Here is a 21,654-nt window from a genome sequence, read left to right on the forward strand (position 1 = left end):
TTACAGAACACAACAGATCATACAACTTTAGAAACCACTAAAGAACATCATGCTAAAATGAATACATCCTCCATATTTATTGGCAATAAAAAAGCTGCTTTTAACACTCCAGAAGTTAAAGGAGAGCTCGTTACTTTTGAAGGTGAACACTATTATAAAATCTCAAATAGCAACTCTATGAGGCCTTTTTTTATGAGCCTTGTTAGTAATTCTAACCATTGGATGTTTATTTCTAGTAATGGAGCGTTGTCTGCTGGTAGAAAAGATGCTGAAAATGCATTATTTCCTTATTATACAGACGATAAAATTACAGAATCTTCTGAAATTACAGGAAGTAAAACAATACTTCTAGTCAATAAAGAGGATAAAACGTTTTTATGGGAACCTTTCTCAGATAAGTATGAAGGAATTTATTCAATTAAAAGAAATCTTTATAAAAATAGATATGGAAATAAAGTGGTGTTCGAAGAAATAAACGAAGACTTAAATCTAACATTTCGATACCAATGGAACTCTAGTAATCAATTTGGATTTGTAAAAAAATCCACTTTAGTAAATACTAACTTATCTAATGTTACAGTTAGTCTTTTAGACGGTTTACAAAATATTTTGCCTTATGGAGTAGGATCAGATTTACAAAACGCATCTAGTAATTTGGTAGATGCTTATAAAAAGAATGAATTAGAAATAGATACTGGTTTGGGTATTTTTGCTTTAAGTGCAATTATTGTAGATAAAGCAGAACCTAGCGAAGCTCTCAAAGCTAATACAGTGTGGTCTTTAGGAATTAAAAATCCTAAATATTTAGTGTCTTCTTTACAACTAAATGCCTTTAGGAGAGGAGAAGAAATACATCAAGAAACAGATATAAAAGCAGAAAAAGGCGCCTATTTTGTTAATGCTAACTTTACTTTAAAAGCAAACCAAGAACATAATTGGATGTTTATTGCTAATGTAAATCAAAATAGGAGCGACATTTGCGCGATTTCAGAAAAAATAAAAAACGACAACAATTTAGCAACTAAAATTCAAAACGATATTGAAGCTGGTACTACACATTTATTACAATTAGCAGGAGCATCAGACGCTATTCAATTAAGTAATAATAAGTTAAGAAATACTAGGCATTTTGCAAATACACTGTTCAATATTATGAGAGGTGGTGTTTTTGACAATAATTACAACATCGAAAAAACCGATTTTGTAAAATACATTGCCAATGCTAACAAAAAAGTAAGTAAGAAAAAGGCAGAATTATTAGCTAATTTACCTAGAAGTTTCGATTTAAAATACATAAAAGATTTAGCAATAAATGACGAAGACAAAAACTTTAAACGTCTTTGTTTTGAGTATTTACCATTAAAATTTAGCCGAAGACATGGCGATCCAAGCAGACCTTGGAATAAGTTTTCTATAAACACTAGGAGCGAAGTCGATGGCTCTAAAATATTAGATTACGAAGGAAACTGGCGCGATATATTCCAGAATTGGGAAGCCTTAGCACATTCTTATCCTGAGTTTATTGAAAGTATGATCCATAAATTTTTAAATGCATCAACTTTCGATGGTTATAATCCATATAGAGTAACTAAAGGAGGTTTTGATTGGGAAACCATTGAGCCTGACGATCCTTGGTCTTACATAGGATATTGGGGCGATCACCAAATTATTTATTTACTTAAATTTTTAGAATTTATAGAAGACCATTACCCAAATAAACTTGCAAACTATTTTAATCAAGAGGTGTTTGTGTACGCAAATGTGCCATATAAAATAAAGAGTTACAAGGCCATTTTAAAAAATCCAAAAGATACCATTGAGTTTGACGAAGCTTTAGATGCAAAAATCAATCAAAAACGAAAAGAATTAGGCGTTGATGGCGCATTATTAAGAGACGAGAATTTCTTTATCTATAAAGTAAATTTAATCGAAAAACTATTAGTTACAGTTTTAGCCAAACTATCTAATTTTATTCCAGAAGCTGGTATTTGGTTAAATACACAAAGACCAGAATGGAATGATGCTAATAACGCACTTGTTGGTAATGGAGTATCAATGGTAACATTGTATTATTTAAGACGTTTTTTAAACTTTTTTGAAGGGGTTATTAAAAATACTTCAGAAAAAGAGTATAGCGTTTCAATAGAAGTTTACGCTTTATTTAAAAAGGTTGTGGAAACTTTTAATGCACACGCTTCACTATTGGATAGTAAGATTTCTGATAAAAGCAGAAAAACAATTACAGACAACTTAGGCCAAGCAGGAAGCGATTACAGAACAGCTATTTATACTAATGGATTTTCTAGTAATAAAGGCACGCTTTCAAGAGCAGATTTGTTAGCATTTTTAAAAATTTCAAAAGTTTATTTAGAACATTCAATTAAAGCTAATCAAAGACAAGATAAGCTTTATCACTCCTACAACCTAATGACTGTGGTGAATAACGAAGAAATTTCAATCTCGTATTTATCAGAAATGTTAGAAGGTCAAGTGGCTGTTTTAAGTTCACAATATCTTTCTTGTAAAGACTCACTTTCAATTCTAAACGCACTAAAATCTAGTGCAATGTTTAGACCAGATCAATACAGTTACATTTTATATCCAAATAAAGAATTACCACGCTTTACTACTAAAAATGATGTCCCTAAAGCGGCTGTTGAATCCTCTCAGTTACTTCAACAACTTTTAAAAGAAGATAATAAAGCAATTGTAAATAAAGATGTTTTAGGAAATTTTCATTTTAACGGAAACTTTAATAACGCAAACAATTTAAATCAAGCACTGCAAGACTTACCAGAACAGTATCAGGATTTAGTGCAAAAAGACAAGGCACTACTGCTTAATACCTATGAGCAAATGTTTAATCATAAGGCGTTTACTGGTCGTTCAGGAACATTTTTTGGTTATGAAGGCTTAGGCTCTATTTACTGGCACATGGTTTCTAAACTATTATTAGCTGTACAAGAAACCTGTATAAAGGCAATAAATACTAATGAAGATGCAGAAACAATTGGAGGTTTATTAGATCATTATTACGAAATAAACGAAGGCATAGGAGTACATAAATCACCTAAATTATATGGTGCATTCCCAACAGATCCTTATTCACATACACCAGCAGGTAAAGGCGCACAACAACCTGGTATGACAGGTCAGGTTAAAGAAGATGTATTATGTAGGTTTGGTGAGTTAGGCGTGTTTGTTAAAAACGGAACGCTTCAGTTTAATCCTAGCTTGTTAAGAAATGAAGAGTTTTTAAATACACCACAAACGTTTAATTACACAAAAGTTAATAATGAACCAGGAACAATTCAACTAGAAAAATTTTCGATTTGCTTTACCTATTGTCAAGTGCCAATTAGTTATCAATTAGCTAATACAAATAGCATAAAAGTTGAATTCAACAACAATACCTCTATTGCGTTTGACGGATTAAATTTAGATAAATCAACTAGTAAAAAAGTATTTGAACGTACAGGAGAAATAAAACATATTAAAGTATTGATAAATAGAGCTTTGTAAAATGATTAAAGTTGTAAAAGCATTAATTTTTTTATCAGGAATAGTTTTAATTATTTCATGTAATACTGCTACCAAAAAAGAAACTAAGATCACAAATTTGGAAACACAAACAAACATAACTGCAAAAGAAATTTTAGGAAACCCTAAGTATTTGGCCATTTCTTATGGTGGTTATCGCGCCAAAAGTAGAGTCATACAGCCAACGATAGTACAAATTAAGAATGATATGAAAATTCTTAATGCAATGGGAGTAAAACTACTTAGAACTTATAATTTACAATTAGAACAAGCACCTAATGTTTTAAAAGCTATTAGAGAACTTAAAAGGGAAGATGCAAACTTCGAAATGTATGTAATGCTTGGAGCTTGGATAGATTGCGAAAACGCATGGACAGAACATCCTAATCACAACGAGGAAGATATTGAAAACAATACCAGTGAGATTAATAAAGCAGTCGATTTAGCAAATAAATACCCAGATATTGTAAAAATTATAGCTGTAGGAAATGAAGCTATGGTGCATTGGGCAAGCAGTTATTTTGTGCAACCTAGTGTAATTTTAAAATGGGTAAACCATTTGCAAAAGTTAAAAACAGAATCAAAACTTCCAAAACAGGTTTGGATAACAAGTTCAGACAATTTTGCGTCTTGGGGCGGAGGAGATGCTGCTTATCACAATCAAGATTTAGAAGCCTTAGTTAAAGCAGTCGATTATATTTCTATGCACACTTACCCAATGCACGATACGCACTATAATCCTGTGTTTTGGGGAATTAAAGATAATGAAACTCAATGGTCCAACGAGGAAAAAAATGAGGCAGCCATGCTAAGAGCAAAAGACTATGCAATAAGCCAATATGCTTCGGTTAAAAAGTATGTGGCAAGTCTAAACATAAAAAAACCTATACATATTGGCGAAACTGGTTGGGCAAGTTATACCAATGATTTATATGGAAATGAAGGTTCCAAAGCAACCGATGAGTTTAAGCAAGGCCTATATTATAAACACATGAGAGAGTGGACTAACCAAGCTGGTCTGTCTTGTTTTTATTTCGAAGCCTTTGATGAGCATTGGAAAGATCCACAAAATCAACATGGTTCCGAAAATAATTTTGGACTATTCACTTTAAACGGACAAGCAAAATATGCACTTTGGTACTTAGTGGACAAAGGTGTTTTTAATGGCTTAACTAGAAACGGAAACAAAATCACTAAAACATATAATGGAAGTAAAAACGACCTTTTAAACGAGGTACGCATTCCACAATTATTAAAACCAGAAGAAATTCATCATTAAAAATTATGCTAAATAAATTTATAATTATACTCTTTTTATCGCTTTTAGTGTCTTGCAAAGCACAAGAAGCGTCTCAGGTAGTTTCTGTTGTAGATAGAGAAATACTTGTAAATAACAACGCATATTTAATTAAAGGTATATGCTACCATCCTGTACCAAAAGGAAGCGAAAACCATCGCAGTTTCCAGAATCTAACGCAAGATTTAGCATTAATGAAAGAAGCAGGCATTAATACCATTAGAGTGTATGAGCCTATAGATAATGTTTCCGTTTTAAATCAAATTGATGAGGCAGGAATAAAAGTGATTATTGGTTTTGGTTACAATCAAGGCGGAAAAAACGATATCCAATCAGGAACATTTATAAACTACATAAACACCTATAAAACCCACAAAGCCATACTTATGTGGGAATTTGGCAACGAATATAATTACCACCCAGAATGGTTTAATGGAGACATTAAAAACTGGTATAAAGCAATGAATGCTGCTGCAGCTTTAGCACATAAACAGGATCCCAATCATCCTACAACAACTGCACATGGTGATTTGCCAGATGCTTTAGCATTATCTATGACAAATAATATAGATGTTTGGGGTTTAAATGTGTACAGATGGGACCAACCAGAAACTGTTTTTAAAGCATGGGAAAAGGTGAGCAATAAACCAATGTATTTATCTGAAGCTGGTGCAGATAGTTTTATGAAAATTACAAAACAAGGTTATGAGCAAGGAGAAAACCAAAAAGCACAAGCAGATGCAAACCAAAACATTTTAGACCAAGTGTTTGCTAATCAAAATATATGTTCTGGAGTAACATTGTTTTCATTTTTAGATGGTTGGTGGAAAGCAGGGAATCCCAATATGCAAGATGAAGGCGGAATAGCACCAAACAGCACAGGAGTTCCTTATGATGGTGCACCAAATGAAGAATATTGGGGCATTGTAGATATAGACAGAAAGAAGAAACAGACATTTAATGTCATTAAACAAAAATACAATTCAGTACAAAAAAACAAGAAACAATGAAGCTACTAAAACAACATATCGTCTTAGTATTATTAACAATAGTTTTATTTATGAGCTGCGAATCGAATAAAAAAGAATTGAAAGTAGATGTTTTCGAAACGTCTGCTTCTGGCAATAAACTCACACCAATAACTACTTTTTTAGAGATTAACGAAAACGATATAATTAAAATACAACTCTTCCCAACTAAAGAGTTGCAAACCATAACAGGCTTTGGTGGTTCATTTACAGAATCGTCTGCTTATTTACTCAATAAATTAAGCACACCAAATAGAAATAAAATCCTCGAAGCCTATTTTGGAGAAGAAGGTGCGCGCTATTCATTAACCAGAACTCATATTAGTTCTTGCGATTTCTCTTTAAATAATTACACTTATGCTTCAGTTGAAGGCGATTTGCAATTAGAGCATTTTACGATTGATGAAGATAGAGACGATCTTATTCCAATGATTAAGGATGCCATGTCTATTTCTAAAGATGGTTTTGAGATTATTGCATCACCTTGGACAGCTCCACCTTGGATGAAAGACAACAAAGCCTACGTTGGCGGAAAATTATTACCTGAATACTATGACACGTTTGCGCTATTCTTTTCAAAATATTTAGACGCTTATAAAGCTGAAGGTATTGATATATGGGGAATAACACCAGTTAACGAACCTCATGGAAATGGAAACAATTGGGAAAGCATGCATTTTTCGCCAGAGGAAGAAACCGATTTTGTTAAAAATCATCTAGGACCAAAATTGGAAGCAGATGGAAAAGGCAAAGTTAACATATTAGGATACGACCAAAATAGAGCAGGCTTAAAAGAATGGGTAGATGTTATGTTTAAAGATGAAGCATCATCTAAATATTTTGCAGGAACAGCAATCCACTGGTACGAAAGTACTTATGATTATTTTTCAGAAGCATTACAATATGCTCATAAAAAAGCACCAAACAAATATTTAATAGAAACCGAAGGGTGTGTAGATTCAGAAATACCAAAATGGCAAGACGATGCGTGGTATTGGAAAAAAGAAGCAACAGATTGGGGATTTGATTGGAGAGAACCAGAAAAAAAATACTTGCACCCAAAATATGCACCAGTAAACCGTTACGCAAGAGATATTATAGGCTGTCTCAATAATAGAGTAGATGGTTGGGTAGATTGGAATATGGTTTTAGATAAGCAAGGAGGACCAAACTGGTTTAAAAACTGGTGTGTGGCTCCAGTTATTGTAGATCCAGATAATGACGAAGTTTATTTCACACCTATTTATTACACTTTAGCTCATTTTAGTAGGTTTATAAGACCAAAAGCTAAAGTGTTTGAGGTAAAAAACTCTGACAAATCATTAATGGTTACAGCAGCTAAAAATCCAGATGGCTCTATTGCTGTTGTGGTTTTTAATGAAGGTTTAGAGGCTAAAAATATATCACTTGTTTTAGGTGAGAAAACTAAAAATATCGCTATTAATCCGCAAGCAATACAAACCGTTGTTTTAGAAAACTAAACTTATGGCAAACGCAAAACATACAATAGCAAATCCAGTTCCAATGGGACAAAAAATAGCCTTTGGATTTGGAATGCTTGCCAATCAAATGTTTCCTGCAATCATAAGTATTTTTATTGTAGTTCTTGTACAAAGTTTAGGGTTTCCTGGTTGGATGTGGGGCGTTGTTTCTTTAATACCAAGACTTTTTGATGCTATTACAGATCCAATAATGGGTTTTATTTCAGATAACACAAAATCTAAATGAGGAAGACGCAGGCAATATGTGTTTTTAGGTGCTATAATAATGGGAATATCTTTTATTATTATGTGGCAATTATTTAAAGATAATAGTCTCGATTATAATTTTTATTATTTCCTTTTTTGGTCTTTAGTCTTTTATTTAGGCTTAACTATTTTTAGTGTGCCTTACGTAGCAATGGGCTACGAAATGAGCGAAGATTTCCACGAACGTACAAATATAATGGGAGTCGCTCAATTTATTGGCCAATGGGCTTGGGTTATTGCACCATGGTTTTGGGTATTAATGGATGATAAAGATTGGTTTTCTTCCAGTGAAGTTGCAGTACGAGAATTAGCCATTTGGGTAGCTATAGTTTGTATGATTTTAGCAATGATACCAGCTATATTTATTAAAGGAAAATCCACCTTAAATGAAGATTATGAGAGTATAACCTTCTCAAGTATATTAATAAAGTTGCGTATTATTTTTGTCGTTAATTTTAGAGAAGCGTTTAAAATGAAAGCATTTAGAAAGTTGTGTGTTGCAACGTTTTTGGTTTTTAATGCATTTAATACTGTAGCAGCATTCACTTATTTCATTATAGTATATTATTTGTTTGATGGTGTAACAGGTCCAGATGGCGCTTGGTGGTGGCCAACTCTTTTTGGCAGTGTAGGCGCATTAGTGACTTCGTTTTTAGTAATACCAGCAGTGACTAAAATGTCGAAAATATTAGGAAAAAAGAAGGCATTTGTAGTGTCACAATCAATTTCAATTGTAGGTTATATTATGCTTTGGTTTTTATTTATACCAGGCAAACCTTATATGTTTTTATTTGCGCTTCCATTTTTTTCCTTTGGTATAGGAGGTTTATTTACCTTAATGATGAGCATGACAGCAGATGTAATAGATTTAGACGAATTACATACTGGTAAACGACGAGAAGGTGTGTTTGGAGCTATTTATTGGTGGATGGTAAAATTTGGTTTTGGAATTGCAGGTGGATTAACAGGACTTATTTTCTCAATCATTGGTTTCGAATCTGGTGCAGCTACTCAAACAGAAGAAGCACTAACTGGATTAAGATTATTTTTCTCTGGATTGCCAATTCTGGGAACTTTAATAGCCATATACGTTATGAGTGATTATGATATTACTGAAGAACGTGCTAAAGAAATACGCGCAGAATTAGATCAAAAGAAATCAAAACTATAAAACTATGTCGTTAAGAAAAGAAAAATTTTTAGCATTAGCTAGTGTTGACTATGACGATTCAACTATAGAGAGTTTAAAAGAAACTTTTAAAGAGCGATTGCATAACGGTATTCATGGTTTATGTTTTAGTCCTTATTTAGAAGGTCAACAGCCAGGTGTAATCTTATCTGAGGCGCAAATACGAAAACGCATAGAAATTATAAAGCCATACACAAATTGGGTTCGGTCATTTTCCACAACCGAAGGAAATGAACTTATTCCAAAAATCGCAAAAGAATATGGTATGAAAACTATGGTTGGCGCTTGGTTGGGAGACGATGATGAGGTAAACCAAAAAGAGATAATAAGCTTAATAAACTTGGCTAATAACAACTTTGTAGATATTGCAGCAGTAGGTAATGAGGTAATGTACAGAGGCGATTTAACAGAAGAAGAATTGATACAATTTATAAACAAAGTAAAACACAACACCAAAACTATACCAGTAGGCTATGTTGACGCCTACTATGAATTCTCAGATCGACCAGCAATAACAGAAGCTTGTGATATTATTTTAGCAAATTGTTATCCATTTTGGGAAGGTTGCGACCAAGACTATTCATTATTATACATGAAAGATATGTACCAGCAAGCAATAAAAGCAGCGAATGGAAAGAGAGTAATTATATCTGAAACAGGTTGGCCAAATAAAGGTACAAATTTAGAAGGTGCATTTCCATCGGAAAAAAATGCTTTAAAATACTTTATTAATGCTCAAAAATGGTCTAAAGAAGAAGGGATTGAGATGTTTTATTTCTCTTCCTTTGACGAATCTTGGAAAGTAGGAACCGAAGGAGATGTAGGTGCATTTTGGGGAATTTGGGATAAAAATGAAGTGCTTAAATATTAAAAAGCTATTAATCAACTATTTATAAAACACAACACTACCACAACATTACTACAACATTTGTAAATATTCTTAAATATAAATATTAAAAATCTTCTTTATGCATTTTTACTTATCGCTGTGAATTACTAATAATTATAGTGTTTTCAGAAGCTCTTTAAAAAAAATTATTTTTTTTTCTATTGTATATTTATTGTAGTGGTGCTTTTTGGAAGATGTTAATAAATTGGTCATAAATTTGAGAATAACACAATTAAATGCAGGTATTTCTGCGAATTAAATAACTATAACTAAATTATTATGAAAAAAATTACACTTTTATTTGTTCTGTTAGCAATAACCTTTGGTTTTGCACAACAAACAACTTACAACATCACTTTTGAGCCAGGAACAGATGGCAGTGACCCAAACGAATGGAGTACTTTTGAAAATGCAGATGGAGATAATGCAGATGCCATAGTTGCTAATCCAAACACTTCAGGAATTAATACAAGTGCAACAGTATTGCAAATGGACACTAATGTACACGTTAGTAATGGAGGTGCTTCGCAAATTTATGCAGGATTACAAAGTCAACAACCAGGTGTTTTTGGAACTTGGGAGTTAGATGCAAGTACAACTACACTTACGATAATGGTTTACAAGTCTGAAATTAGTGAAACACGAGTACAATTTGTTAATGCAACAAACGGTACGCTTTTTCAATTAGCACAATCTAATACTGCAGTAAATACTTGGGAAATGTTAATCTACGACTTAACCCCTTTTATTACAAACCCAGAAAATGTAAATGTAAATAGAATTGTTATTTTTCCGGATTGGCAAGAGCGTAGTCAAGTAAACACTAATTATATAGATAATATTACGTTTACCGCAAATGCAATTGCAGCTGCAACAGAACCAACAGATGCTCCTGAAGCTCCTACAGCTTTGGCTGCAGATGTAATATCAATTTATAGTAATGCCTATACAGATGTTACTGTAAATGGATTTAATCAATTTGGTGGATCAACGTTAACAGATGAAGTTATTGCAGGTAACGATGTTAAAAAGTATGTAAACTTAGATTTTACAGGTATAGAATTTACAGGAGCTAATTTAATAGATGCGACTGCAATGACTACTTTACATATAGATGTTTGGAGTCCAGATACTAATGATTTTAAAGTAAAATTAGTCGATTTTGGAGCAGATGAAGCTTTTCAAGGAGGAGACGATACAGAATTCGAATTAACGTTTACTGCTCCTACAGCTGGACAGTGGAATGCATACGATATTCCTTTAACTAACTTTACAGGTATTAATACAGATAACTTAGCGCAACTTATTTTAGTAAAAGGAGGAGGAACTGCTTTTGTAGATAATATTTATTTTTATGCTGCGCCACCAACAGCACCTACAGTTGCTGCGCCAACACCACCTGCCAGAAATGCAAGTGATGTAGTGTCTATTTTTAGTGGAGCTTATACTAATGTTGCTTTATCTGAATTACCAACAACTTGGTCTCAATTAGGACAATTTGCAGTGGTGCCAATTGCAGGAGACGACACTTGGGAATTAACAGGATGTGAATTTTTAGGTATGGTTACAAATTATGCAAATGGTGTAGATTTATCACAAATGGAAACCATGCATATCGATTATTGGACTCCAGATACTAACGAAATTTCTATTAAATTAGTAAATACTACTTTAAATCCTGTTGAAGAAGATATAGAATCTTTAGGTGCTACAGTTACAGGGTCTTGGCAAAGTGTTGAGATAGATATGTCAGGTTTTGCATCTAGAAGTTCGCAAGCGGTAACTTTAGATAAAATTACTCAAATATTAATTGATCCTTCTGCACCTTCTTTAGTATATATCGATAATTTTTATTTCTATAAAGGAAATGCTTTAAGTACTGATGAGTTTTCTCAAAATGAATTTGTAGCATACCCAAATCCAACTAATAATAACTGGACAATTAAAGGAAATAATACAATTAAAACTGTGCAAGTTTATGATGTATTAGGAAAACAAGTAATTACTTTATCTCCAAATACAGATAACGTATCGATAGATGCAACTTCTTTAAATTCTGGGTTATACTTTGCAAAAGTTAACTCTGCAAACGGAAGTAAAAGCATAAAGCTTATTAAAAATTAAATTTGCTTTACAGTAATTAATAAAAAAGAGGAGCTAAAAATTTAGCTCCTCTTTTTCTTTATTCTAAAAGTTCCAAATCTAGAATATGATGAATTTCGATATCATCGCCAAGCTCATCTTCTTCATTTATTTCACCAAGGTCGGTTTTTACAGTATAGGTGATTTTAAATGTTTTTCCTTTGAAGGTTTCACTACTTAAATCATATTTCTTTAAAGCATCTTCATGCACTTCCTGAAATAAATGCTTACTGTCGTTTTCATCCTGAAAATAATAAACGCCATCTTCAACACCACTAAAAGTAGCATGTAGAGTTTTACTATCTTGATTGTTTGATACTAGTATTATACCAGCAAGGCTAAATAAAATTAATAGAGTTTTCATTGTGTTTGTTTTTTAAATTATACTCTATATACGTGCTGGTTTCAAATAGCAGACGTTGCTAAACTGTTGAAAATATGTTAATTAACATTTGAGAGGTGTTCTTTAAGTTTTTTAAAACCAATAGTTTTAAAGCTAGACACTGTTAAATTAGCTAAGCTGTAATCTTGGTTTTTAGAATTAATACTATCATAGCCAATGCAGTAAATTCCTGCATCATGAGCTGCTTTTATGCCATTAGTAGAATCTTCAATAACTACACATTCTGTTTTTTTATAACCTGAATAAAAAGCGGCTTTTTCAAAAATTTCTGGATGCGGTTTAGAGGCTTTTAAATCTGCTCCACTTAATTTTTTAACAAAAAATTGATCTAAATTAAAGCGAGTAAACACTTTGTTTATAGTTCCCATAGATGCAGAAGAAGCTAAAACTAATGTGAGTCCATTATTATAATAGTCTTTTATAAGGTCTAAAACACCATCAATAAGTTTTAGGCTTGGATCGTTATCAAAAAGAGAATTAAAATGATTTCTTTTGCATAATTCTAAATCTAAAGCTTCGTCGTTTAAGTTAAAATGCGAAACTAGTTTTTTGCAAATATTTTTTGTGGATTGTCCAGTAAATGATTGGTATAATGAGTTTGAAACTTCAATATTAAAATCATTAAACATCATGTAATACGCCTTGTGATGTAGTGGTTCGGTGTCCACAATTACACCATCCATATCAAATAAAACTGCTTTTAAATCCATTATGCATCTATTGGTATTGTGAAGAAAAACGTTGTACCTAAGCTTACTTTAGACTTTAACCAGATTGTTCCTCCATGCGATTCTACAATTTTTTTACAATGTGCTAACCCTATTCCTGTGCCTTCATAATCGTCTCTGGAATGTAGGCGCTGAAAAATGGCAAATATACGATCTTGGTGTGATTCTGGTATTCCAATACCATTATCTTTAACCTGAAATTGCCAAAAAGGTATTTCGTTTATAATAGTTTTAGAACTTGAGATTTCAATTTTTGGAGTAGTTCCTGGCGCTACAAATTTAATGCTATTACTTATTAAATTCTGAAATAATAAACGCAACTCCAGTTCAGAACCAGTAACAGTAGGTAAATCATCAACTAGGATATTTGCTTGCGCCTCATTAATTAAGCCTGCTAAATCTGTTTTTACATGTTTTAAAGTATTTGATGTGTCAACTTTTGTATAGGCTTTAGATTTTCCTAATCTAGAATACTCTAGTAGAGAATCTATAAGTTCCTTCATCCGTAAACTAGACTCATTAATAAAATTTAAACTCATTTTACCATCCTCGTCTAAGGTGTCTTCATAATCTTCTAGAAGCATACCAATAAGTCCAGAAATGGTATTTAAGGGTTCTTTTAAATCATGACTTGTTATATATGCAAACTGTTCCAACTCTTTATTTTGAGAGGTTAGCTTTTGGGTTTGACTATAAATTACTTTGTTCTTTTCTCTTAATAAATTATTTAATTTTTTCTTTTGTCTATAACTGCTATAGATTAAAAAACCAGCGATTGCAGTTAAAATTACTAAGGCACCAAGTAAGTAATTGAAGAATTTTAATTTATTGATCTGCGATTGGTTTTCCCTTAAAACATCCTGTTTAGCTTCAATTTCATTATTCAGTTTTGACAAAAATTCGTTTTGAGCATCGATGTTTTTTTTGCTATTAGCTATAGTAAGATTTTGCGACTTAATGGAGTCTAATTGCAACTCTATAAGTTGCTCTAAGTGTTTTTCGATAGCTATTTTTTCTTCAATTTTTTTGTCTTTAAACGCATTGTTTTTTTGCAATTGTTTAATCCAATTGTCTTTATTGTTTATTTGATTTTTTATGGTATCTAAAGTGGTGTTTTGGTTTTTTATAATTGTTTCTTTTGCTTTAATTTCTATTGCTTTACGCTCTAATTGCTTTTGTTGTTTGGTTTGACTAGTTTTAACTTCTTTAAGGTTTTTAGAGGTTTCATTATATAATAGTTTCCATTTTTCGGCAGAAGATACTGCATTAGTTTCTAGGCTTGGAGCAATCTGTAAACCTTCATTTTTTATTAAATTCTTGTTTATTTCGTATTCAAAAGAATCATTAACATTTACAATATTAATCATGGAAGCATTGTACTTATAATCTTCTGTAATTAATAGTATGTTTTTGTTTTCAATTTTACTAAGTAGATAATTTATGTCGAAATTAAAACGATTATTAACATATAAAACATGGACGTCTTTAATATCTTTTACACTGCTAAAAGAAACTGTTTCTACAGGTTTATTATATATTTTTCTTTTAGCAGCTAACGCGTTTAAATCTATAATTGTTCTGTCGTTACCGAGGACTCCAATTTTAAAATGTTCTACATTTTCTAAATTGTCCCAACTCACTTGTTGAGCAAAATTAAATATGTAAATAGCACGTTGCAGACGTTTTACTTGCTCATTATCTGTGTTTTGAGCTTGAGCGATAGCTGAAACTAACAAAAATAATATAAGAAGTAGGTAAGAGGCTTTTCTTTTTAAAATAGAAAAGTAGGAGTTATTTTTTATTATTATCATAATTTTAATAATAGCCTAATGTAGTAATTAGAACCATTAACACCAAATTGTTGCACTCTTCTGCTATACATAAAGTTTCCGTTATCTGTATTTGCAGAGTGTTTATGTCTGTCTGGATAGACATTAAAAATATTATTTCCTCCAATAGTTAAATCGGTAAGCTTCCCTAACTTGTATGATAGTGCTAAATCTGTTAATAATTTAGAGGCAAAAGTTTGATCTCTAGTTTCAACAATGCCATTAAAGTTATTTACAACCCAATTATTTGGATTGTCGTCGTTTGGGTGTATAAATTCTACTTCACCAAAATAGGTATTACCTAATTGAATTCGGTATTTGTTAAACTCGTACGAGAGTATGGCGTTAATTTTACTCTTTGGTTGTGCAGATTCTACTCTTGCAATATCTTCGCGATTAAAAAGCACTTCTTCTTGTCCCACTAAAGCCTCTGGTACTTTAATTTTGCCTTCTACTTTTGTTTTCGTAAAGTTAGCACCTAATGTGGCATTAAATGCTCCATTTGCAATAGCTTTTTTATAATGTATTGCTGCATCAAATCCAGTAGTTTTAGAGTCTATAGCATTAGTAAAAAATTGAGCAGCACCAACGTTAAAAGGCTCTAAAGTAGTTTCGTAACCTTCATCGAACCTACCAGACAGTACAATTCTGTCTTCAATGTTAATATTGTAATAATCAAAACTAAAACTTAATTCATCATTAAACTTTCCTGTAAAACCTGCGCTTAAGTGTTTAGACAGTTCTGGTTTTAAATCTCCAATTTTAAAGGCTTCATTTGTAACAGCACTTTCGTTATTAAATGTACCAACTTGTACAATTTCCCCATTAATAAATTGTGTACTTATATTCTGAAAATAAACTTGGTGTAGAGAAGGTGCTCTAAATCCTGTGGATAATCCTGCTCTAAAACTTAATTGTTCTTTTAATCTATATCTACCAGAAAGTTTCCAGATAAATTGTCCTCCAAAATCGTTGTAAGCTTCGTAACGAGCAGCCGCTTTTATCAACATTTTTTCAGAAGTATTAATTTCTAAATCTAAATATCCAGAACTATTAGTTCTAAATCTACTTAATTCATTTTCTGGTTCTATTCCAGGAAATACTTGTGCTCCTGGTATGCTTTCTTGTGTTTCTCCACTACTATCTACATATGTATTATCGCCATTTATATAAGAGGCTTCTTCACCAGCAATAATTTTATAATTTTCTACACGTAATTCGGCTCCAAATGCAATATTAACTCCATGTAACCAATTGTAAGCTCTAGAAATATCTATGTTAGATGTGTTTTGTCTATACCCAAATCCTCCTGAATAAAATGTACGTGGAGAGGCAATACCTAAAGAGGCGTTGTTGGAGTTGTTTACAGTATAATCTAAAGTGTTTATTCCAATAGAGTGACTAAAATCTAAATCCCATTCGTTTTTTTTGCCTTTAAATCCAAATACAATAGCTTCGTCTTGTATATCTGTAAGTATTTCTGGAGAAAAGCCATTTGGGTATAACTCTGGTACAACACGATCTATTTGTTTTGGAAATCGATAAAATCCTTTAGCTTTCCCTTCTCTGTAGTTTTTCCCACCAAATAAGTATAGGGTTGCATTATCCGAAATATTAAATTCGCCATTAAATGATAGCGCAAGATTTTGAGTTGCTGCATTTCCAATTTCCATTACACGTTTATTAGTATAACCAGTTTGGTTAAAAAAATCATTTTCAGCAATTAATATTGCATCTTCTTCTGGATCATTAGAATATACAGAGCCAGTATAATCACCAGCTCTATTTGTGGCATCCCTATCTCTATACTCTCCTGTAATATTTATAAACCCTTTTGTTCCAATTTTAAACCCAAAATTTGCTGCAAAATAACGTGTTAAACCATCTCCTTCTGTGTTTTTAGAAGCTCTTGCTTTTAAATCTATAGACTGTGTTTGTTGTTTTAAAATAATATTTATTACTCCTGCAATAGCATCTGATCCATATTGAGAAGTTGCGCCATCTCTTAAAATTTCAATACGTTCTATTGAGGCTACTGGTATGGCATTAAAATCTGTACCAACAGTGCCTCTACCAACAGTTCCATTTACATTTAATAGAGAACTGTTATGTCTTCGTTTTCCGTTTATTAAAACTAATATTTGGTCTGGACCTAAACCTCTTAATGTTGCAGGATCTATATGGTCTGTTCCATCTGCAATAGTTTGGTTTGTAGAATGAAATGAAGGGACTAAATAGTGTAAAATATGACTTAATTCTATATGTGTAGCATTGGTTATATCTTGTGGAGAAATAATATCTACTGGAGCAGTAGTTTTTAATAAAGAACTAGGTTGTACTCTAGATCCTAAAGAAATAGGTTGGTTTATAGAAAAACCAGTTTCTAAAATAAAATCTAAGTTCTTTTCTTCACCAACTTTTACAGTAATTGCTTTTGCTGCCGTTTTATACATTACAAAACCAACGCTAATAACGTAATCGCCTTCTTCTAACTCTAATTTGTAATTTCCATTTACATCTGTAGTAGTATTAATATTGGAGCCTTCTATACTAACTTTTGCACCAGGTAAACTACCAAATTGATCTGTTACTGTTCCAATAATTTTAGCGCGTGATTGCGAAAAAACTAGACTACTAAACACTAAAAAAATTATGGATAATAATTGTTTTTTTTGAGTGCGCTTTATTTTACTATTTAACATGCTATATTTTTTGGGGAAAATTTTAGTTTAATTGTTTATTGGTATTAAAATAAAATGCCTTAAAATTTTCGAAATCTTCTTTTTTAATAATTTTTTTAGCAAACATTGAAACTTTATAGTTTTCTTTTAAAAAAGTATAATGTTTAGGTTCTAATTGTTCTCCAAGCATAATTACAATTAAAGGAGAGTATGTTTTAGTTTTTTTAAATTTTTCTAAAAACTCCCAACCATTAAGAACAGGCATATTAATATCCAGAAAAATTATTTCTGGATGAATATGGTCTTGATTTAATAGTTGTAAAGCGTCTTCACCATTTTCTGCAACTAGAATATTTAAATCTGGCTGGAATTTCTTTGCAATGGTTTTATTTAAAAAATTTGTTGCTTTGCTGTCATCTATCAAAAGGATACTGTTCAGCTTGTAATCCATTTTTGTTTATTTTCTTATCTACTGCTATGTTTTAGCGTGTAGTGATTGTGTTTAACTTTATCCAAAATATTAGAAGACAGAGGTTTATTAATAAAGTCAGCAATCGTCTCAATTGTTTTAGATCTTCTAAAATCATCAGGATTATTAGAAGTGGTTAAAAATATAACCTTAATTGAGTTTGTAAAATCGGGATCTAGTTTTTTAAATTCTTCAATAAATTCCCAACCATTCATGGCAGGCATATTTATATCTAAAAAAATTAAATCTGGCTTTACAATTAGACCATTCATAGCATCCTTTAAATAGTCCAAAGCGTTTTTGCCACTATTTACAGAAACTACCTGACCAAAATCTTCATGCCTATTTACAATTTTTTCATTGTAAAAGTTGATAACTTTGTCGTCATCGATTAAGAGGGTACAGTTAATGGAATAATTAGATTTCATGAGACAAAATTATAAATATTAAAACCTATTCAATAATTTGAAAAGCTGTGAATGTTAAATTAGACAAAGCGCAAAAAAACACGATTAAGTGTAGTTTTTATTTCTGTATTGTGTTTATTTTGATTGCCTAATAATTTTTTTTATTAAAACATATATACATGAAAGACGCACTAAACCAACACTATGGTTATTTATTTGAAGAAGAATTACTTCAGGAAATTAATAATGTTGGTAGTTATAAAGATATTGAGAAAGGCACGACTTTAATTGAAATAGACGACTATATAAAATCAATGCCACTTTTAGTAAGTGGAGCCATTAAAATTTTAAGAGAAGACAAAGATGGCGATGAGTTAATTTTATATTTTATAGAACAAGGCGATACTTGTGCCATGACGCTATCGTGTTGTTTAGGAAACTCTAAAAGTGAAATTAGAGCTGTAGCAGAAACAGATACTAAACTAATTATGATTCCTGTTACTAAAATGGAAGAGTGGCTAGCCAAATATAAAACCTGGCAACAATTTGTGTTACAAAGCTACCACAATCGCATGTCCGAATTACTAGAAGCTATAGATACCATTGCCTTTTTAAAAATGGATAAACGGCTATTTAAGTATCTAAAAGACAAAGCGATGGTAAACCATAACGATGTTATACAAGTCACACACCAACAAATTGCTAGCGATTTACATACCTCTAGAGTGGTTATATCTAGACTTTTAAAAACTTTAGAGATAGATGGTAAGATTAAGCTTCAGCGAAATAGTATTAAAGTTATTGATTTATAGTTATGTAACTTTGGTTACTCAAACTACTTAAAACTTAAGTTAGTTTTGGTAATTAATAATATGCAGTAATGGATTTACAACAGGTATTTGGTTATATTGGAGCCTTACTTATAGGTGTCGTTTTAGGACTTATTGGTGGAGGAGGTTCTATTCTCACAGTTCCCATTTTAGTGTATTTAATGTTTATAAATCCTGTAACAGCAACCGCCTACTCTTTATTTGTTGTAGGAATCTCTGCTTTGGTAGGTGCAATTAGAAACATTCAAAAAGGTTTAGTCGATTTTAAAACAGCCATTGTATTTGCAATTCCTGCATTTATTGCTGTGTATTTAACACGTAAATTTTTAGTGCCAGCACTACCTGAAGAGTTATTTACTGTTGGAAGTTTTATAATCTCTAAAAATATAGCGATTATGCTGTTTTTTGCTCTAGTAATGTTAATAGCATCCATTTCTATGATTAGAAATAATCGCAAAGATTCTAGTGAGGAAACCACAATTGTATATAATTATCCATTAATTATTATTGAAGGCTTTGTAGTTGGTGTTTTAACAGGTATAGTTGGAGCAGGAGGAGGTTTTTTAATTATTCCAGCATTGGTTTTATTAGCTAAATTACCAATGAAAAAAGCAGTAGCCACTTCCTTATTAATAATAGCAATTAAATCATTAATAGGTTTTATTGGTGATGTTGAAAATTTAGAAATAGATTGGATATTTTTGCTAAGTTTTACATCAATCTCTGTTATTGGGATATTTTTAGGAATTTATTTATCTAATTTTATTGAAGGAAAAAAACTAAAAAAAGGATTTGGTTGGTTTGTTTTAATCATGGCAATTTATATTATTATAAAAGAGTTAACCTAGTAATACTGTAACTTATGTTACATCATAACTCAATAATAAAAGCTATTTTTGAATAGTAAAATTAAAGAGCACTAAGCCAAAAGGCGAACACATTTTACCAAAATATAAAATAGAATTTAAAATGAACCGAGCCAAAAGGCGAACACATTTTACCAAAATATAAAATAGAATTTAAAATGAAAATAGAACAAATTTATACAGGCTGTTTAGCACATGCTGCATATTACATAGAAAGTAAAGGCGAAGCTGCTATAATAGATCCATTAAGAGAAGTACAACCTTATATTGATAGAGCAAAAAAAGATAATGCTAAAGTAAAATACATTTTCGAAACGCATTTTCATGCCGATTTTGTGTCAGGTCATTTAGATTTACAAGCAAAAACAGGAGCGCAAATTGTGTTTGGACCAACTGCCAAACCATCCTACGAGGCACTAATTGCTAAAGATGGTCAGATTTTTGAAATTGGAGACTACAAAATAAAAGTTATACATACTCCAGGTCATACTATGGAAAGTACAACTTATTTACTAATAGACGAAAACAATAAGGAACACGGAATTGTCACTGGAGATACCTTATTTATTGGAGATGTTGGACGACCAGATTTAGCACAAAAAATAGCATCGGACTTAACACAAGAAAAATTAGCTGGTTATTTATACGATTCGCTTAGAAATAAAATCATGCCTCTTAGTGATGATTTGATTGTGTATCCTAATCATGGAGCAGGATCTGCATGTGGTAAAAACATGAGTAAAGAGACTACAGATACTTTAGGAAATCAGAAAAAAGTTAATTATGCTTTACGTGAAGACATGACTAAAGACGAATTTATTGACGAATTATTAGACGGTTTATCTGCACCTCCTGCTTACTTTCCTCAAAATGTATTGATGAATATCGAAGGTTATGAAAGCTTTGATAAGGTAATGACCAAATCTCAAAACCCATTATCTCCTAAAACTTTTGAAGCTGCAGCAAATGAAACCGAAGCTATTGTTTTAGATGTACGTCATCAAGCAGATTACATTAAAGGTCATATTCCACGATCAATTTTTATAGGTATTGATGGCGCATTTGCACCTTGGGTTGGTGCTCTAATTGCAGATGTTAGTATGCCAATTTTATTAGTAACTCCTAAGGGTAGAGAAGAAGAGGTAATAACTCGTTTATCTCGTGTAGGTTTTGATAATGTTATTGGATATTTAGAGGGTAGTTTTGATGCTTGGAAGCAAGCCAATATGGACTATGATACTTTAACATCAATTTCTGCAGAAGAATTTGAGAAACAATATGAAGCTAATAAAGACGTAATTTTTGATGTTAGAAAAGATGGCGAATTTACTGCAGAGCATGTTGATGGCGCAAAACACACTCCATTAGATGCTATTAATAGCCATTTAAGTGAGTTTCCAGATGATAAACCTTTTTATGTGCATTGTGCTGGTGGTTATAGATCTGTTATTGCAGCTTCGATTTTAAAAAGTAGAGGCATCCACAATTTAATAGATGTTGCAGGTGGATATGCTGCTATTAAAAAAACAGCTATACCAAGAACAGACTTTGTTTGTCCGACAACTCTAAAATAATAATATAAATACTATGTAAAAGCGCATATTATAG

Annotated in this window: 15 protein-coding genes and 1 pseudogene; 10 read left to right on the top strand and 6 right to left on the bottom strand. The window is 31.7% G+C overall.

All coding sequences use genetic code 11. The features are described 5' to 3' along the window. Nucleotides 1-57: 57 nt before the first annotated feature. From ACVC5O_RS09495 to ACVC5O_RS09525, 7 genes and pseudogenes are all read left to right on the top strand, one after another. Complete coding sequence (locus ACVC5O_RS09495; RefSeq protein ID WP_452221329.1) at nt 58-3,522, top strand: hypothetical protein; 3,465 nt, start codon at nt 58-60, stop codon at nt 3,520-3,522. A 1-nt stretch (nt 3,523) separates the two neighbouring features. Then, complete coding sequence (locus ACVC5O_RS09500) at nt 3,524-4,819, top strand: glycosyl hydrolase family 17 (protein ID WP_452221244.1); 1,296 nt, start codon at nt 3,524-3,526, stop codon at nt 4,817-4,819. A gap of 5 nt (nt 4,820-4,824) precedes the next feature. Then, entirely contained in the window at nt 4,825-5,847 is a 1,023-nt protein-coding gene (locus ACVC5O_RS09505; RefSeq protein WP_452221245.1) for a glycoside hydrolase family 2 TIM barrel-domain containing protein, read from the top strand. Beyond that, entirely contained in the window at nt 5,844-7,346 is a 1,503-nt protein-coding gene (locus ACVC5O_RS09510; RefSeq protein WP_452221246.1) for a glycoside hydrolase family 30 protein, read from the top strand. Before ACVC5O_RS09505 ends, ACVC5O_RS09510 begins: the two co-directional genes overlap by 4 nt. Before the next feature lie 88 nt (nt 7,347-7,434). Then, nucleotides 7,435-8,784: pseudogene (locus ACVC5O_RS09515) on the top strand (MFS transporter). 4 nt (nt 8,785-8,788) lie between these two features. Next, a complete protein-coding gene (locus ACVC5O_RS09520; RefSeq protein WP_452221247.1) occupies nt 8,789-9,673 on the top strand; it encodes a glycoside hydrolase family 17 protein in 885 nt (294 codons plus the stop codon). Nucleotides 9,674-9,970: 297 nt separating this feature from the next. Continuing rightward, entirely contained in the window at nt 9,971-11,815 is a 1,845-nt protein-coding gene (locus ACVC5O_RS09525; RefSeq protein WP_452221248.1) for a T9SS type A sorting domain-containing protein, read from the top strand. A 58-nt stretch (nt 11,816-11,873) separates the two neighbouring features. On the opposite strand, the gene ACVC5O_RS09530 is transcribed toward ACVC5O_RS09525, so the two are convergent. The 6 genes from ACVC5O_RS09530 to ACVC5O_RS09555 all read right to left on the bottom strand — a co-directional run bounded on the left by ACVC5O_RS09530 (nt 11,874) and on the right by ACVC5O_RS09555 (nt 18,371). Further along, nucleotides 11,874-12,197, bottom strand: coding sequence for a hypothetical protein (locus tag ACVC5O_RS09530; protein WP_452221249.1), 324 nt, complete (start codon nt 12,195-12,197; stop codon nt 11,874-11,876). A gap of 77 nt (nt 12,198-12,274) precedes the next feature. Further along, the gene (locus ACVC5O_RS09535; RefSeq protein WP_452221250.1) at nt 12,275-12,946 is read right to left on the bottom strand and encodes an HAD family hydrolase; all 672 of its coding nucleotides are present in this window, start codon (nt 12,944-12,946) and stop codon (nt 12,275-12,277) included. Continuing rightward, nucleotides 12,946-14,775, bottom strand: coding sequence for a YfiR/HmsC family protein (locus tag ACVC5O_RS09540; protein WP_452221251.1), 1,830 nt, complete (start codon nt 14,773-14,775; stop codon nt 12,946-12,948). The genes ACVC5O_RS09535 and ACVC5O_RS09540 overlap by 1 nt, the downstream gene beginning before the upstream one ends. After that, the gene (locus tag ACVC5O_RS09545; protein ID WP_452221252.1) at nt 14,772-17,495 is read right to left on the bottom strand and encodes a TonB-dependent receptor; all 2,724 of its coding nucleotides are present in this window, start codon (nt 17,493-17,495) and stop codon (nt 14,772-14,774) included. Before ACVC5O_RS09545 ends, ACVC5O_RS09540 begins: the two co-directional genes overlap by 4 nt. 22 nt (nt 17,496-17,517) lie before the next feature. Further along, the gene (locus ACVC5O_RS09550) at nt 17,518-17,925 is read right to left on the bottom strand and encodes a response regulator (protein ID WP_452221253.1); all 408 of its coding nucleotides are present in this window, start codon (nt 17,923-17,925) and stop codon (nt 17,518-17,520) included. 14 nt (nt 17,926-17,939) lie between these two features. After that, nucleotides 17,940-18,371 (bottom strand): response regulator, encoded by a 432-nt coding sequence (locus ACVC5O_RS09555; RefSeq protein WP_452221254.1) that lies wholly within the window; start codon nt 18,369-18,371, stop codon nt 17,940-17,942. A 158-nt stretch (nt 18,372-18,529) separates the two neighbouring features. On the opposite strand from ACVC5O_RS09555, the gene ACVC5O_RS09560 reads away from it, so the two are divergent. The 3 genes from ACVC5O_RS09560 (at nt 18,530) to ACVC5O_RS09570 (ending at nt 21,620) form a co-directional block, all read left to right on the top strand. Further along, a complete protein-coding gene (locus ACVC5O_RS09560; protein WP_452221255.1) occupies nt 18,530-19,162 on the top strand; it encodes a Crp/Fnr family transcriptional regulator in 633 nt (210 codons plus the stop codon). 68 nt (nt 19,163-19,230) lie between these two features. Next, on the top strand, nt 19,231-20,028 hold the full coding sequence (locus tag ACVC5O_RS09565) for a sulfite exporter TauE/SafE family protein (protein ID WP_452221256.1): 798 nt from the start codon (nt 19,231-19,233) through the stop codon (nt 20,026-20,028). A 176-nt stretch (nt 20,029-20,204) separates the two neighbouring features. Further along, nucleotides 20,205-21,620 carry an MBL fold metallo-hydrolase gene (locus ACVC5O_RS09570; RefSeq protein WP_452221257.1) on the top strand — a complete coding sequence of 472 codons (1,416 nt, stop codon included), beginning with the start codon at nt 20,205-20,207 and terminating at the stop codon, nt 21,618-21,620. The last annotated feature ends 34 nt before the right edge of the window (nt 21,621-21,654 follow it).

The organism is Lacinutrix salivirga, assembly GCF_053604675.1.

Excerpts from the sequence above, each read along its gene's own strand:
- ACVC5O_RS09520 (WP_452221247.1), top strand. The coding sequence starts at position 8,789 with ATGTCGTTAAGAAAAGAAAAATTTTTAGCATTAGCTAGTGTTGACTAT.
- ACVC5O_RS09500 (WP_452221244.1), top strand. The coding sequence starts at position 3,524 with ATGATTAAAGTTGTAAAAGCATTAATTTTTTTATCAGGAATAGTTTTA.
- ACVC5O_RS09525 (WP_452221248.1), top strand. The coding sequence starts at position 9,971 with ATGAAAAAAATTACACTTTTATTTGTTCTGTTAGCAATAACCTTTGGT.
- ACVC5O_RS09565 (WP_452221256.1), top strand. The coding sequence starts at position 19,231 with ATGGATTTACAACAGGTATTTGGTTATATTGGAGCCTTACTTATAGGT.
- ACVC5O_RS09550 (WP_452221253.1), bottom strand. The coding sequence starts at position 17,925 with ATGGATTACAAGCTGAACAGTATCCTTTTGATAGATGACAGCAAAGCA.
- ACVC5O_RS09535 (WP_452221250.1), bottom strand. The coding sequence starts at position 12,946 with ATGGATTTAAAAGCAGTTTTATTTGATATGGATGGTGTAATTGTGGAC.
- ACVC5O_RS09540 (WP_452221251.1), bottom strand. The coding sequence starts at position 14,775 with ATGATAATAATAAAAAATAACTCCTACTTTTCTATTTTAAAAAGAAAA.
- ACVC5O_RS09545 (WP_452221252.1), bottom strand. The coding sequence starts at position 17,495 with ATGTTAAATAGTAAAATAAAGCGCACTCAAAAAAAACAATTATTATCC.
- ACVC5O_RS09570 (WP_452221257.1), top strand. The coding sequence starts at position 20,205 with ATGAAAATAGAACAAATTTATACAGGCTGTTTAGCACATGCTGCATAT.
- ACVC5O_RS09555 (WP_452221254.1), bottom strand. The coding sequence starts at position 18,371 with ATGAAATCTAATTATTCCATTAACTGTACCCTCTTAATCGATGACGAC.
- ACVC5O_RS09510 (WP_452221246.1), top strand. The coding sequence starts at position 5,844 with ATGAAGCTACTAAAACAACATATCGTCTTAGTATTATTAACAATAGTT.
- ACVC5O_RS09505 (WP_452221245.1), top strand. The coding sequence starts at position 4,825 with ATGCTAAATAAATTTATAATTATACTCTTTTTATCGCTTTTAGTGTCT.
- ACVC5O_RS09495 (WP_452221329.1), top strand. The coding sequence starts at position 58 with ATGAATACATCCTCCATATTTATTGGCAATAAAAAAGCTGCTTTTAAC.
- ACVC5O_RS09560 (WP_452221255.1), top strand. The coding sequence starts at position 18,530 with ATGAAAGACGCACTAAACCAACACTATGGTTATTTATTTGAAGAAGAA.
- ACVC5O_RS09530 (WP_452221249.1), bottom strand. The coding sequence starts at position 12,197 with ATGAAAACTCTATTAATTTTATTTAGCCTTGCTGGTATAATACTAGTA.